Below are 14,838 nucleotides of genomic sequence, written 5' to 3'. Positions count from 1 at the left end.
CAGCCCGCCACCCTGCGCATACCTCATAACAAACGGCGTACCGCGAGGATCAAGCCCTGTCAGCAGCTACGACAACCCGAGTTCAAGCTCGGTAGTCCCCTGCCTGGCAACCGGCGTACCTGAACGTGCCGGAGCCGAACCGTCAAAAAACCCTCAAGTTCGTCGTGAGGCAGTCGTCAAGTCCACTCAGAAGGATGTGGCGAGTCGTCTTCCTAACAGTGAGGGAATCATTGATGGCTACGCTCTTGTACCGGCTGGGCGCGTGGGGTGCCCGCCGGTGGCCCATGATGGTGATCGGGTGGCTCCTGGCACTCGGTGCGGTGGTCGGTCTGGGGGTTTCGTTCGCCGGCTCCTTCACCGACAGCAGTTCGATCCCTGGCTCACCGGCCCAGACGGCCCTGACCAAGATGGAACGGCACTTCCCCGAGCCGGATGTCCAGTCGGCCCAGATCGTGTTCCGGGCACCGGCCGGCCGCAAGGTGACCGAGGCGGATCTGCGTGAGCCGCTGGAGGCCACGCTGGAGGCCACTGTCCGGGTGCCCGGGGTGAGCGAGGTCAGTGACCCGTCCGAGAGCGGCACCGTCTCCGAGGACGGACGCACCGCGGTGGCTCAGGTCACCTTCACCACAAAGGAGGAGGACGACGTGCCGACCGGCACGTTGGACGCGGTGAAGGCCGCAGGGAACGAAGCCCAGCAGGCGGGTCTGAGGACCATCTACGGCGGTGAGCCCTACGAGTCCTCGCATCCGCCGGTGGGGCCCGGTGAGCTGGTCGGACTGGGTGTGGCCCTGGTCATCCTGGTCATCACCTTCGGGTCGCTGCTCGCGGCGGGTCTGCCGCTGATCACCGCGGTTCTGGGCATCGTGGGCACGATGGCCGCGATGATGGGTCTGGCCACCGCGTTCGACGTCTCCGACAACGCGCCCACGCTGGCGATCATGCTGGGCCTCGCCGTCGGCATCGACTACGCCCTGTTCATCGTCTCGCGGCACCGTGCACAGCTCGGCACCGGCATACCGGTGCGGGAGTCCATCGCCACGGCCACCGCCACGGCCGGCAGCGCCGTGATTTTCGCCGGGGCCACGGTGCTCATCGCACTCTCCGGTCTGTCCGTGGCCGGTGTGCCGATGCTGACCTCCATGGGTCTGGCGTCCGCCGGAGCGGTCGCGGTCGCCGTCATCACGGCGGTGACCCTGCTGCCCGCGCTGATGGGAATGGCCGGCCACCGGCTCATACCCAGGGCACCCCGGTCCGTGGCCCGGCGCCGCGGGTTCCTGCCCCTCGGTCGCAAGCGCGGCATGCGGCAGGCGGCGCACAACGGCCGGACCGCCGGTATGGGCGTGCGCTGGACCCAGAGCGTCCTGCGCCACCCCGTACGCAACCTGGTCCTGGGCACCGTCGCGCTCCTCGCCCTGGCCATTCCCGGCATGGAGCTGAAGCTGGCACTCACCGACGAGGGTTCCAGCGCCACCAGCAACTCCAGCCGCCAGGCCTACGACGTGATCGGCGACGCGTTCGGTCCCGGCGCCAACGGCCCCCTCGTCGTGCTCGTCGAGGACAAGGACCCGGCCACCGTCAGCTCCACGGCCGCCGCCGTCGAGGAGGAGCTGCGAGGGGTCCGGGGCATCGCGGATGTCAGCGGTGTCGACCTGGCCGAGGACGAGACGGCGGCACGTATCCAGATCATCCCCGACACCGGACCGCGCTCGAAGGAGACCAGCGACCTCGTCTCCCGGCTGCGTACCCAGATGCAGCCGCTGGCACAGTCCAGCGGCAGCTATGTCGCCGTCACCGGAATGACCGCGGTCAGCATCGACGTCTCCGACAAGCTCAGCGGCGCACTCGTGCCCTTCGTAATCGTCGTCGTCGGCCTCTCCCTGCTCCTGCTGATGATCGCGTTCCGGTCGATCGCCATTCCGATCAAGGCCACCTTCGGGTTCCTGCTGTCCGTGGGAGCCGCCTTCGGAGCCACCGTCGCGGTGTTCCAGTGGGGCTGGCTGGCCGGCCCGCTGGGCGTGCCCAGCGAGGGACCGGTGGCCAGCTTCGTGCCCATCATCGTGATGTCCGTACTCTTCGGACTGGCCATGGACTACGAGGTGTTCCTCGTCTCCGCCATGCGAGAGGACTACAACCGCCACGGCAACGCCCGCACGGCCATCCTCAACGGAGCCCGCAACGCCGCCCGTGTGGTGACTTCCGCCGCACTCATCATGATCTCGGTGTTCGTCAGTTTCCTGTTCTCCCGCGACGCCGACATCATGCCGATCGCCTTCGCCCTGGCCTTCGGAGTCATGGTCGACGCGTTCCTGGTCCGTATGACCCTCGTGCCGGCGGTCCTGGCACTCCTCGGGGACCGGGCTTGGTGGCTGCCGCGACGCCTCGACCGCGTACTGCCCCATCTCGACGTCGAGGGCGGGAACTTCCACGCTCCCCGACCGGCGGTCCCGCACTCCCCCGTCAAGGAAACCACCCCGGTTAGCCTGTGACGACACGATGATCAGCAGAGCCGAACCCGGGACACCCACCGAGTCCGCCGCACCGGCAGCGACGGCAGACATCGGGCGGCCGCTGCCGGCAACAGGAGCACACATGAACGCCGTCAACACGCCGGGCAGCGCCGACCGCGTCCTCGTCATCGACGACGATCCCGGTATCAGGCGCCTGCTGATCTCGGCGCTGGAGTTCGCCGGATTCGACGTCGACGTGGCGGGCGACCTGAGCGAAGCCCTCGACCAGGTCGCCCGCCGCCCCCCGGACGTCATCGTCCTCGACGTGATGCTCCCCGGCGCGGACGGCTTCGAGATCCTCCAACTGCTGCGCGCCCGCGCCATCGACGTACCCGTGCTTTTCCTCACCGCCCGCGACGCCGTCGAAGACCGGGTACGGGGACTGCGCTTGGGCGGCGACGACTACGTCACCAAACCCTTCAGCGTCGTGGAGGTCGGCGCCCGCCTGCAGGCCCTGTTGCGCCGTGCCCGCAGCGGAACCCCTGTCGCCGAGGAAACACCTCTGCGGTGTGGCGACCTCACGCTCGACGACCTCCGCCACGAAGTCCGCCGTGCCGGCCGGCTCATCGAGCTCTCTCCCACCGAGTACCGTCTGCTGCACTACCTGCTGAGTCACCAGGGGCAGGTCCTCTCCCGCGCCCAGATCCTCGAGGCCGTGTGGCAGTACAACTTCGGCGGGGACTCCGTGGTCGTCGAGCGTTTCATCTCCAACCTCCGGCGCAAGATCGACCACGGCCGAACGCCGCTGCTGCGCACGGTCCGCGGCGTCGGCTACACCCTCCGAGAGCAGGACGACTCGTGACACTCCGCGGCCGTCTTCCCTGGGCCTCCTCCAGCGTCCGCCTGCGCCTGCTCGCCGGGCTGGCCCTCCTCCTGGTCGTCGGCCTGGTCACCAGCGCCGTCATCAGCGCCCTTCTCCTGGAGGACTTCCTGGACAAGCGCAACCAGGACACCCTCAAAGCCAACGCCGAGCGCCTGACGCGGGTCATCGGCCAGGGACCGCAGACCGCCAACGCCGACCAGATCGGCGCCCTCCTCGGCTCGCCCCTGGGCACGGTGGCCGTCGACGAGGACGACAAGGTCCTGCTGAGCACCGGCTCCGCGTCCCGGGCCGCCGACGAACTGGCCGCACTCAGTGCGACGGCACCGACGGGAAGCGTCGTCGTCCTGGAGGGTGGCGACCTCAGCGCCGTACGCATCCCCAGTCCGGGCCTGATCATCGACCGCGGGCCCGCCGAAGGCACCGTGGCACCGGCGACCGTCATCCTCGCCATCGACACCTCCGTCGACGACGCCACCACCGACGCGCTCATCGGACGGCAACTTGCCCTCATCGGCAGCGCGTTACTGGTGCTCCTGGGGCTGTCCGGCATCGTTCTGCGCCTCGGCATGCGCCCGCTCGCCCGCATGGCCCGCAGCGCCGACGCCATCGCCGCCGGCTCCCTGACCGAGCGGCTGCCCACCCATCGCAACGGCAGCGAAGCCGACCTGCTGGCCAAGGCGGTCAACCGGGCGTTCGACGCCCAGGCCCGCGCGGAGGCGACCGTCCGCTCGCTGGCCGCCGACACCTCCCACGAACTGCGCACCCCCCTGTCCACCATCTCCGGATGGCTGGACCTGCACCGCCAAGGCGGCCTTTCCGGTGCAGGCCTGGAGACCGCACTCGAGCACATCGAGAACGAAGTGGGGCGGATGCGCCTGCTCGTTGAGGATCTCTCGCTGCTCGCCCGCCTGGACGCCGGACGCCCCGTCGAGAAGGACGATGTCGATCTCACCGTTCTGGCCGCCGGCGTTGTCGAGGACGCGCAGATCATTTACCCCCAACGGGACATCGCCATGGCACCCGCACTGCCCGCTCCCGTCATCGGGGATGCCGCCCGTCTGCAGCAGGTCCTGCGCAATCTCGTCGGCAACGCCGTCCAGCACACTCCGGCGCAGACCTGCGTGCGCGTCGAGGTCACCCTCAGCCACGAGACCGTGCAGCTGAGTGTCATCGACAACGGCCCTGGAATCTCTCCTGAAGACGTGCCCCGCGTCTTCGAGCGGTTCTGGCGCGCGGAGGCGAGCCGCAGCCGTGCCTATGGCGGTTCAGGTCTCGGCCTGGCCATCGTGGAGGCCATCGTCCACGCCCACCACGGACACGTGGCCGTGTACTCGGACGTGGGCGTCGGAACCACAGTGACCATCCGGATCCCGCGAGGCCATCGCCCCTGACGGCTCACGCACGGTCTCTCCACCACACCGACCCCGGGTCCTACCGATATCCGGAGGATGTCGTGCATGACACACGGACACTGATCGGGAATCGTCCACCGTCCGTCGCGGCACTGGCTTCGTAACTGACGTGCGACACCGTTTGTCACCGAGTTCGGGCAGCTGCCGACCTCGTCAGCTAGTCAGTGCGGGTTGACGGGATTTCAGGTTCGTTCGTTCGACCGTTGCCTGGTCGGCGTAGTGCTTCTCTTCGAACTCGATGGGGCTGAGGTGGCGCCGCAAAGTCTGAGCCCCGGGCCCCGGGCCCCGGGCTCGTCCGCGCCCGTTCGTCGCGGCCTGATTCGGCCAACCACCGCCACACGGTGCGCTCCGACACCCTCAGCGCATCCGCTGCCACCCGGCCATGGCCGGTTGTCAGCTCGCCCCGCACCCGCAGAGCGAGCAGTCGGCGCACCGCCACACCGCGCAGCGCAGTAGCGTCGCATGGCCGGGATCAATGCCGTGCCTGTGACCTTGTCCCCTGCGCTCAGCGCACCGATGCTGCAGTTCGGCCCATGTCGTGCGGGGCCCGTTCATGCATGATGACGGGATGAACCATGGCGACCAGCGCTTCCACGTCATCGTGCTGTCGAACTTCGCGAAGGGCTTCGACAAGTACGCGAACGCTTACGGTAAGGCGGGGATTCCGGAGAGTACCTATCCCGACCGGTTCCACCTGCTGACCCGTGCGGAGTTGGGAATCGGCATCGGCAAGGCGCGACGCCTGCTGGACCGTCTGGCCATTCCTGGGGACCGGCTGCTGGTGCTGGAGACCATGGTGGACCCCGACAAGCTGGTGCCCAACGTGTCGACCGGCCTCGGCATGGAACTGCACGAGGCTCGCATCCGGTTGTCAGCAGTCCACGAACTCGACCTGGGAGGCGACGAGTTCACTCTGCGCGCGACAACCGTCGAGGATGCGATGGCGGCCTCCCTGCACCTGCACGGATCGGCCCAGCGTCGCTATGCCGACTCGCGACCGCGCTCGGTGTCGCTTCTGCCGGTCGCCTCCGCCTGCCAGGCCCGGTGTTCGTTCTGCTTCTCCTCGGCTTCGATCTCCAGCGACCAGGCGCCGGCACGGGTCCCGTGGGGCGCGGTCGCCCACTGGCTGGAGCGCGCCCGTGCGGCAGGTGCCGAGCGTGCGGTGATCACCGGCGGCGGGGAGCCCACGCTCATACCGTTCGAACAGCAGGTGCGACTGGTGTCCGCCTGCTCGGCGGCCTTCCCGAAGGTCGTCCTGATCACCAACGCGCACACCCTGGCGAAAGGCCGGCACGCCGACCGGGCCGGCCGCCTCGCAGCCCTGAGCGCCGCAGGCCTGAGCGTGCTCGCCGTCTCGCGGCACCATCACGACGACGCCGTCAACGAGCGGCTGATGATGCTGCGCACGCCGGTGAGCTCTGTCATCGACACCTGGCGCGTGGAACGTGACCGCTGGCCGGGGCTGCGGATGAGGCTGATCTGCGTGCTCCAGCACGGCGGCGTCGCCGACGCGGCCGAGGTCGCCGACTACCTTTCGTGGGCCGCGGCTCTCGGTGTCGAGGAAGTCTGCTTCAAAGAGCTTTACGTATCCACCAGCACCGAGTCGCTCTACTTCGACCGCGCGGCCAACCTCTGGAGCCGAGAGCACCAGGTTTCGCTGTCCGTCGTCACCCGGTTCACCGAGCAGCACGGCTTCGCACTGGCGAGCCGCCTGCCCTGGGGCGCGCCGGTCTACCACGGCAGCTGGGACGGACGGCCGATGCGGATCGCCGCCTACACCGAGCCCAGCCTGCTCTGGGAACGCACCCACGGGATCGCACGCAGCTGGAACGTCATGGCCGACGGACGCTGCTACGCCTCCCTGGAGGACCGGGCCAGCGAGATCGTGCCGGAAGGCGCATCGGCATGAGGTTCGAGGAGTTCCTGGAATTCCGGCAGCGGCAACTCAGTGCTTCCTCGTCGCTTCTGGACGCCGCCGAGACCAACGTGTACCGGGCGCTTGCTCCGATGCGACCGCAACCGCCGACCGACATGAGTACGGTGCACCGGTGCGATCTCACCCGTGCCTGGCTGCGGCGATTCGAGCTGCCGGAAGAGTGGTCCGGCCACGCCATGGTCTGTCGAGGGGTCCGACATGGACTCGGTGTGGTGTTCCACCGGCTGCGCACCGTGCAAGCGCGGTTGTGGCTGCCCAGCGACGTCTACCCGGTCTACTTCGAGCTGGCCCGCGCTGCCGGTCTCGAACCCACGTCCTACCCGACGCTGCCGGCGCCTGCCCTGCCGACGTCGCCGGCCGACCAACGGCCCGAATACCTGCTGCTCGCCAACCCCAGCAAGCCTCTCGGCCGCTACCTGTCCGATGCCGAGTGCGCCGAGGTTATTTCGTGGTTGCGGGAATCACCACGCCGCCGCCTGCTGATCGACAGCGTCTACGACCTGGGAGCCCCGTTCGCTGCCGGCACACGGCGACTGCTGGACACCGGTTGTGCGGTCCTGCTGCATTCGGTCACCAAGGGATGGCTGTGGCCACGCACGTTCGGCGTGGTCCTGCTGGGTCCGGCGCACGCCGAATTGGCCGAAGCGTTCCGAGCGGATCCGCCGACTGCGGCACAGCTGAGGCTCGCCGGCCGTCTGCTGACCGAGCACAGCGACGTGCCCCGGCAGGTCGTCGATGAACTGACCGCACGGGCTGAGCGGCTGTTCGAACGGTTGCCGGACGAAGTGCTCGCCGCGATTCCCACGGCGAGCCGGACTTGTCCGGGCAACTACTTCTTCCCCGTTGAAATCCCGGCGGAGACGCTCCAGCGCGAGTGCGGCGTGCTCGCCACGCCGGTCAGCGTGTTCGGGGAGAGCAGCTGGTCCGGCTCCATCCTGACCAGCCTTGCTGACGCTTTCGCCCCCACGCCGGCGGGGACACGACACCGCTGAAGCCACCTGGCCGTACACGACGACGCGCACTTCTACGATCAAGAGTTCACCGCGCGCAGCCACGCCATCCCACTTCTTCCTCGGCCAAGCGGTCCAAGCGGGCGGTCCGGTCCTGGAGGTGGCCTGCGGAACCGGGCGCATCACCCTGCCGATCGCGCGGCGGGCGTAGATGCCACCGAGCTTGACATCATGCCCCTCGGTGCTTGCTCGCGCCCGTCAGCGGGCCGAGGGGGTGACGACAGGTCGGGTTGGTCGTAGACCGGTCGTAGGAGCAGCCAACTGCCTTGCCGACGGCTGAAGATGACCGCTCGCCGTCTGTGTCCGCCCGCGCCGGGACCGTTGGAGAAGTACACGGCCCGGTTCGACGGCCTCTAGAGGAACGAGACGATCACCTGCCCAGCAGGGGCCCCGAACCGGTGGCAGGGGCGGGACTGCCGAGGGTGCAGCGGCTGCGGTTCTTCCTCTTCGAGTCCCCCTGGGGAGGCCGAGCGGGTCAACGACCGGCGGCTTGAGCTGCGGCGCGAGGAGCCGGCGGCGGCTCCGCACGACGGCGGGGTGGCGGGGTGGCGGGGTGGCGGGGTCATCGTGATCGGCGGTTCCGGGGACCGCAAGGACGGCACGGCGACCGCGCACGTGGGTCGGCAGTCTTGGGTCGGTAAGGCACAAGACGGACAACGGCATCGTCACGGTGACCACGGTGGGACCGCAGCCGCGTGTACCACCCACTGCACGCGACTCCCCACACCCCGCCCACCACTTCGCCCGCGGCCCGGCCGAACCGGATCCGGCCTTCCGTACGAAACCGCAGCTGGTTGCAGCCCTCGCGGCCGCGGACAAGGGGGCGGGCTTCGGCTGCCGGGTGGTGGTCGCCGACTGCGCCTACTGAAGTCCGCGACACCTAATACCTCGCAGTCGTCCACTGGCAACAAGTCGACTGCCTCACCGGTGGCCATCAGGCTGCCTGGCTCGGTCCTGTCCGCCAGTTCATCCGGCTTCGCCGGTGAAGACTCCTGAGCTTCGGCCACCGACGCGGCAGTGAGAACGGGCGCACCACGGCACGCCCGGCCGCCGCCCACAACTGCGACGGCGGCAGGCGCGCTTCGGAACGGGAGCTGAGATCCAGCGCCAGGCATCGCGAGCGTGTGGCTCCTGCCACGGTAGAAACCACACGCCGCCAGCTGTACATCCGGGGAATCAGGCACCGCTCCATTCAGACAGCCCAGCGGCCCCCTCCCCTTCTTCACCGTCTGGGGAGTCGGCGCCCGACACCCACACGGTCATGCGCGTTGTTGCGGCTCTTCCTGAAAGGCCGCACGATGCTCCCGCCCCTCGGACGCAAGCGGCTCCGCCGGGCGTCCCTGCAGTTCCCGCTCCCTGGCAGCAAGCGCCCTCGCCAGCATCTTCGCCCGGTAGGGGTTCGACGTACCGAGGGCCTTCGCCACCTCCACGGCTTCGTCCAACAGGGCCAACCGTCGCTCAGGCAAGTCCCGCACCAGGGGCGACGCGCTTGCCTCCACCAGGACGTACGCCAGCTTCGACCCGTACGTCTCCGGCTCGACCTGTGTCAGAAGGCGGTAGATCCACAGCCCCTCGGCACCACGCACCACCCGCCGGTTGGCACTCAGCAGCCTGACCCTCGCCAGCACGACCATGTCCTGATCCATCGATCCCCTTCGTCACGCCACCCCCGGCCCATGCACGTCACACGGTGAGACAGCACGGCGACCGCGCCGACAGCCGAGAACGGCTGCCGACACGTTGGCCGGAGAGTGGATGACGACGAGTCTGGCGCGCGGCAGCAACCGCCACAAGAACAAACGGACGTGCGCTGCGTCCTACCGAGAACCGCCTCCGAACAGGCATGATGGACCTGACACTCACTCAAGGCCCGTCCACACGTACTTGCGTGGGTTGCGTCCACGGGAACGGCGTACGGGTTCGGCCTGCTCCGGGGGTTTGCTCCGGCATCGGGATGGTGCCCGCACAGGTGAACAGCCACCGGCTGATCTTCGAAGTGTCGAAGCCTCGAAGGAGATCAGCACGACGACCGCACCCGGCAGTGAGCCCCTGTACGCCCTCGCGGAAGACAACCTCGCGGCGGCGAGTCCCGATCTGCTGCGCGCGATGGTCAAGACGTTCGCCGACGCACGGCATTTCCGTGGCGGCTTATGCCCTCTTGCAACGCCGACTGCGAGCAGGTCAGCGACGAGCGAGTCAACCACCGCAACGGCTATCGCCCGCGGGAGGGGGACACGAGGGCCGGCACCGTCGAACTGGCCATCGGCGAAGCCCAGGAGGGGCGGTTACTTCCCGCACCGGCTCCTCGAACGCCGCCGCCGGACCGAACAGGCGTCGAGCCCGGAACAGGCCTGTCGACCTCGGCGACCTGGACCACATCCGAACCGCCGAGCCAACGGTGAGCGGCTGCGCGCATGAGTTACTCCATCTGTCCGTTGCACCACGCGAGAACCTGACGCCGGCGTCACATGCAAGTCGAGCGCTGCCGGAGCCGACTGCGGGGGTTCGGAGACTTCAGCGTGCCCTGGCGGGACGGGGCCCCTGACCGAGGAGCGGATCGGCCGCCGTGCGCAGGTCGACCGGTTGGCCTCAGCGGCCCACGCTGACGCGTGCGGCACCGTAGGGGCGGCTCCGACCGTCGGCCTGGCGTCGGACGAGCGGTCCATGAATCGGTCCCGTGCCGTCCGGACAGGGGCAGGCCGGTGGCGTGGTTGGCGTGGGAGATGATCTCCGCGGTGATCGAGACGGCTGTCTCCTCGGGTGTGCGGGCGCCGAGGTCGAGCCCGATCGGTGAGCGCAGCCGGGCCAGTCGGGCCTCGGGTACACCGGCCTCGCGCAGGCGGCGCAGCCGTTCTTCGTGGGTGCGCCGGGATCCCATCGCGCCGACGTAGCCGACGGGCAGGTCGAGGGCCAGGCGCAGCAGGGGGATGTCGAACTTGGCGTCGTGGGTAAGGACGCAGATCGCGGTGCGGGCGTCGGCCTCCGTGCGTTCCAGGTACCGGTGGGGCCAGTCGACCACGACCTCGTCCGCCTCCGGGAACCGGGCCGCGGTGGCGAAGACCGGTCGCGCGTCGCACACGGTGACCCGGTAACCCAGGAGGTGTCCGATCCGGCTGAGGGCGGCGGCGAAGTCGACGGCACCGAAGATCAGCATGCGCGGCCGGGACGCGTGGACGTGAACGAGGACGGACAGCTTCTCGGGACAGGTGTCCGCGTCACCGCCGACCTCGACGCGGGCGGTGCGTCCCGCTCGCAGAAGGGCAGCGGCTTGTGCCGTCACCGTCCGGTCCACCTCGCCGTCGTCCAGGGTTCCGTGGGCCGCATCGACGTCGCCGAGGACACACGACGTGCGGCCGACGAGTTCCTCGGGACCGTCGACGACCTGTGCCACAGCCGTGGGCCTGCCCCGGCGTACCTCGTCGAACGCGGCAGCCAGGTGGGGCTGCGCTGTGGGGTCGATGCGCTGGACCAGGACGTCGAGTTCGCCGCCGCAGGTCAGTCCGACGGCGAAGGCGTCGTCGTCGGAGTAGCCGAACCAGGCGCGCTGCGGCACGCCCCCGTCCTCTAGTACCTGCCGGCACAGCTCGTAGACGGCGCCCTCCACGCAGCCGCCGGAGATGCTGCCGACCGCGTTGCCGTCCATGTCCACCGCGACCGACGTGCCGGTGGGAAGGGGTGCGCTTCCGTGGACGTCCACGACGGCGGCAAGGGCGAAGGGGCGTGGTTCGCGGCACCAGCGGTGCAGTGTGTCCGCGATGTTGAACATGGGCCTGTCTCCGTGGGTGTGGGGAAGGGCCGTCGGCGCGCTCTACCGGGCGGGGCGGGAACGCGGCGGCGGCCCTGGGAGGTCCGGCAGCCGGACGGGGGACCGTCCCCCACTGCCTTAAGGGCGTGGGGGCCCCAGCCGGACGGGCATGGAGTGCCCTGGGCACTGGGCTTCTCCTCGGTGGCCCAGGGCACCCCGGCTCAGATCAACGCCTCGGCGGTGATGGGCAGTTCGCGGATGCGGCGGCCGGTGGCGTTGAAGACCGCGTTGGCGATGGCCGCCGCCACTCCGACCTGGACGATCTCCCCGATCCCCTTGACGCCGAGGGCATTGGCCTGCGGGTCCTCGCCCTCCAGGTAGATGGCCTTCAGGTCGGGGATGTCGGCGTTGACCGGGACGAGGTAGTCGGCGAGGTTCGCGTTGACGATCCGGCCGTCGCGGTGGTCGGTGACCGTGTGCTCCAGCAGTGCCTGGCCGATGCCGCCCACCATGCCGCCCAGCGCCTGGCTGTCGGCCAGCTTGGGGCTGACGATGCGGCCCACGTCGTACACACCGAGCATCCGCCGCACCCGGACCAGGCCGAGGGTGGCGTCGACGCCCACCTCGGTGAAGACCGCGCCGTAGGAGAAGTACGAGTGCCGCTCGGGCTCCGGTGCGCCTGCGTACGCGCCGACGGCTTCGAGGTGGGTGAGCCTGTTGCGGGTCAGCAGCCGCTTGTAGGTCTCGCCGCGGGTGGGACCGCCGTGTACGTGCAGCCGGCCGCCGCGCACGACGACGTCCTCGGCCTTGACGCCGTACAGCGGCGACTCCTCGTCCTCGACGGCCAGCTTGATCGCCTGGCCACGAACCTTGTTGCAGGCGTCGAGGACGGCGGAGCCGACGACCGTCATGGTCATCGAGCCGCCGTGCGGCGGGGTCGGCGGGTAGAGGGAGTCGCCGAGCCGGAAGGTCACCGTGCGCATGGTCAGCCCGAGCGCGTCGGCGGCGACCTGGGTCTGGGAGGTGTAGGTCCCCGGGCCCATGTCGATGGTGGCCGCCTCGGCCACCGCGGTGCCCTCGGCGTCCAGGCGGACCCGGGCCTGCGCGGGGAAACGCACCGGGTCGTACACGGCCGCTGCCATGCCCAGGCCGATCAGCCAGTCCCGGTCACGCGTCGAGCGGGGCTTGGGGTTGCGCCGGTCCCAGCCGAACTCCCGGGCGCCCACGGTGTAGCACTCGCGCAGCTTGCGGGTGGACCAGGGCAGGCCGTTCGACTCGCCCTCGGCCGGCTCGTTGCGCAGCCGCAGCTCGACCGGGTCGACACCGAGCCGGTTCGCGAGCTCGTCCATGGCCGACTCGATGGCGAAGGACGCGTTCGCGAAGCCGGGGCCCCGCATATACAGCGGGGTGTTCACGTCCAGCGGCACCTTCCGGTACGCCTGGCTGACGTTGGGGGTGCTGTAGAACATCTGGCCGGCGAGCATGATGGCCTCTTCGAACTTCTCGTACGACGAGGTCTCCGCGTCCATCTCGTGCACCATGGCGGTCAGCCGGCCCCGCCGGTCGCTGCCGAGGCGCAGGCGGTAGTCGTAGGAGGGCCGGAAGCCTGTGCCGAAGTACATCTGCCGGCGGGTCAGGACTACCTTGACGGGACGTTTCATCTCGCGGGCGGCGAGTGCGGCGACCACCGTGTGCGGCCAGCAGCGCAGCCCGCTGCCGAAGCCGCCCCCGACGAACGGCGAGATGACCCGCACCGATTTCATGGGCAGGTCGAACACCGTGGAGAGTTCGGTCTGGGTGCCCACCACCCACTGGGTCTTGTCCCACACGGTCAGCTTGTCGCCCTTCCAGCGGGCGATGGTGGCGTGCGGCTCCATCGGGTTCTGGTGGTTGCGCGCCATGCGGTAGTCGAGGTCCATGCGCACCGCCGCGTCGCGCAGCCCGGCGGCGGCGTCACCGCGCGCGTACTTGGTCGGCTCGTCCGGCTTCGCCTCGGCCATGTCGGTCGAGGGCCTTTTCGCGTCGTAGCGGACCGCGACCAGGCTCGCGCCGTGCTGCGCGGCCTCCAGGGTGGTGGCGATCACAACGGCGACCGGCTGACCGTGGAAGAGGACCTTGTCGTCCTGGAAGACCCGCAGCCGCCGACCCTGCGGGTTGTTCGACCCGGGGTTGTCGAGGTACGGCAGCTTCGGCGCGTTGTCGTGACTGATCACCCGCAGCACACCGGGGTGGGCCAGCGCGGCGTCCGTCTCGACGGACGTGATACGGCCGAGGCCGACGCTGCTGTCGACGATGACCGCGTGCAGGACACCGTCGACGTCGTGTTCGGCGGCGTACAGGGCCTGACCGGTGGCCTTGAGCCGTCCGTCCACCCGGGAGAGTGAGGCGCCTACGGCGGCTTGGGGCTGGGGACTCACTTCGTACCTCCCACGACGCGCAGCTGACGCTCGACCGTCCTCTGGAGCAACTCGGGCTTGAACCGGTTGTATCGCAAGGGCCGTGCCCCGTCGGCCGCCTTCTCCGCGGCCGCCGCCCACAGGGCTGCCGAGGGGCGTCCACCGATCAAGCGCCGTTCCACGGCGGGCAGTTTCCAGGGAACGGTGCCTACTCCCCCGGCGGCGACCTTCGCCTCCCGGATCACACCTCCCCGCACGTGCAGCGCGACGGCCGCCGAGGTCAGGGCGAACTCGTAGGACTGCCGGTCACGCACCTTCAGGTAGCCCGACCTCAGCGGACGCGGGAGCGCGGGGATCTCGACCGCCGTGATCAACTCACCTTGCCGGATGGCCTGGTCACGGTCGGGGGTCCGGCCGGGCCGCAGCAGGAAGTCGGCGAAGCGGACACGGCGCTCCCCGTCCGGGCCGAGCAGGTGCATGGTCGCCTCCAGAGCGGAGAACGCAACGGCGACGTCGGAGGGGTGTGTGGCCACGCAGGCGTCGGACGTGCCGAGGATCGCGTGGGTGCGGTTGTGGCCCTTCAGGGCGGCACAACCCGAGCCGGGATTCCGCTTGTTGCAGGCGGCGGTCGCGTCACGGAAGTACGTGCAGCGGGTGCGCTGCATGATGTTGCCGCCGATGGTCGCCATGTTCCGCAGCTGGGCGGAGGCGCTCAGTTCCAGTGACTCGGAGATGACGGGGTACAGGGTGCGCACCTTGGGGTGAGCGGCGGCTTCGGCCATCGTGACCAGCGCGCCGATCCGCAGTCCGCCCCGCTCGGTGGCTCTGACCTCGCGCAGCGGCAGGCCGCTGATGTCGACCAGGGTCTCGGGACGCTCCACGGTCTCGCGCATCAGGTCGACGAGGGTGGTGCCCCCGGCGATGTAACGGCCGCCTCGGCGACCGGCGTCGAGGGCCTCGCGTGTGTCGGAGGCGCGGGTGTAGGAGAAAGGAAACATGACGGCCGCTC

The 14,838-nt window shown here is 69.6% G+C and carries 9 protein-coding genes and 2 pseudogenes; 7 read left to right on the top strand and 4 right to left on the bottom strand.

Annotated elements, in window-relative coordinates; all coding sequences use genetic code 11:
- The first annotated feature begins 233 nt into the window (after positions 1-233).
- From ACWD26_RS41985 to ACWD26_RS41960, 6 genes and pseudogenes are all read left to right on the top strand, one after another.
- On the top strand, positions 234-2,486 hold the full coding sequence (locus tag ACWD26_RS41985) for an MMPL family transporter (protein ID WP_451278693.1): 2,253 nt from the start codon (positions 234-236) through the stop codon (positions 2,484-2,486).
- A 103-nt stretch (positions 2,487-2,589) separates the two neighbouring features.
- A complete protein-coding gene (locus ACWD26_RS41980; protein WP_451278691.1) occupies positions 2,590-3,309 on the top strand; it encodes a response regulator transcription factor in 720 nt (239 codons plus the stop codon).
- On the top strand, positions 3,306-4,721 hold the full coding sequence (locus ACWD26_RS41975; protein ID WP_451278689.1) for an ATP-binding protein: 1,416 nt from the start codon (positions 3,306-3,308) through the stop codon (positions 4,719-4,721). Before ACWD26_RS41980 ends, ACWD26_RS41975 begins: the two co-directional genes overlap by 4 nt.
- A gap of 559 nt (positions 4,722-5,280) precedes the next feature.
- Complete coding sequence (locus ACWD26_RS41970) at positions 5,281-6,651, top strand: radical SAM protein (RefSeq protein WP_451278687.1); 1,371 nt, start codon at positions 5,281-5,283, stop codon at positions 6,649-6,651.
- On the top strand, positions 6,648-7,670 hold the full coding sequence (locus ACWD26_RS41965; RefSeq protein WP_451278685.1) for an aminotransferase class I/II-fold pyridoxal phosphate-dependent enzyme: 1,023 nt from the start codon (positions 6,648-6,650) through the stop codon (positions 7,668-7,670). Before ACWD26_RS41970 ends, ACWD26_RS41965 begins: the two co-directional genes overlap by 4 nt.
- 300 nt (positions 7,671-7,970) lie before the next feature.
- Positions 7,971-8,553, top strand: a pseudogene (locus tag ACWD26_RS41960) (transposase); the annotation flags it as partial.
- Positions 8,554-8,947: 394 nt separating this feature from the next.
- Here the strand turns inward: ACWD26_RS41960 and ACWD26_RS41955 are convergent.
- A complete protein-coding gene (locus ACWD26_RS41955; protein WP_451278684.1) occupies positions 8,948-9,334 on the bottom strand; it encodes a hypothetical protein in 387 nt (128 codons plus the stop codon).
- Between the two features lie 370 nt (positions 9,335-9,704).
- Between ACWD26_RS41955 and ACWD26_RS41950 the strand changes: the two are divergent.
- A pseudogene (locus tag ACWD26_RS41950) lies at positions 9,705-10,022 on the top strand (transposase); the annotation flags it as partial.
- 130 nt (positions 10,023-10,152) lie between these two features.
- Here ACWD26_RS41950 and ACWD26_RS41945 read toward each other — a convergent pair.
- From ACWD26_RS41945 to ACWD26_RS41935, 3 genes are all read right to left on the bottom strand, one after another.
- Entirely contained in the window at positions 10,153-11,454 is a 1,302-nt protein-coding gene (locus ACWD26_RS41945) for an XdhC family protein (RefSeq protein ID WP_451278682.1), read from the bottom strand.
- Positions 11,455-11,654: 200 nt separating this feature from the next.
- Positions 11,655-13,850: a xanthine dehydrogenase family protein molybdopterin-binding subunit gene (locus tag ACWD26_RS41940; RefSeq protein WP_451278680.1), complete on the bottom strand. Its 2,196-nt coding sequence runs from the start codon at positions 13,848-13,850 to the stop codon at positions 11,655-11,657.
- Positions 13,847-14,827 (bottom strand): FAD binding domain-containing protein, encoded by a 981-nt coding sequence (locus ACWD26_RS41935; protein ID WP_451278678.1) that lies wholly within the window; start codon positions 14,825-14,827, stop codon positions 13,847-13,849. The genes ACWD26_RS41940 and ACWD26_RS41935 overlap by 4 nt, the downstream gene beginning before the upstream one ends.
- Between the last annotated feature and the right edge of the window lie 11 nt (positions 14,828-14,838).

Source organism: Streptomyces sp. NPDC002787 (genome assembly GCF_053592095.1).
Note: the sequence above shows the minus strand (reverse complement) of the source record. Positions and strands in the feature narration are given on the sequence as shown.

Bases quoted from the DNA above. Each gene is read 5' to 3' on its own strand.
- ACWD26_RS41985 (WP_451278693.1), top strand. From the start codon at position 234: ATGGCTACGCTCTTGTACCGGCTGGGCGCGTGGGGTGCCCGCCGGTGG.
- ACWD26_RS41980 (WP_451278691.1), top strand. From the start codon at position 2,590: ATGAACGCCGTCAACACGCCGGGCAGCGCCGACCGCGTCCTCGTCATC.
- ACWD26_RS41965 (WP_451278685.1), top strand. From the start codon at position 6,648: ATGAGGTTCGAGGAGTTCCTGGAATTCCGGCAGCGGCAACTCAGTGCT.
- ACWD26_RS41955 (WP_451278684.1), bottom strand. From the start codon at position 9,334: ATGGATCAGGACATGGTCGTGCTGGCGAGGGTCAGGCTGCTGAGTGCC.
- ACWD26_RS41945 (WP_451278682.1), bottom strand. From the start codon at position 11,454: ATGTTCAACATCGCGGACACACTGCACCGCTGGTGCCGCGAACCACGC.
- ACWD26_RS41935 (WP_451278678.1), bottom strand. From the start codon at position 14,827: ATGTTTCCTTTCTCCTACACCCGCGCCTCCGACACACGCGAGGCCCTC.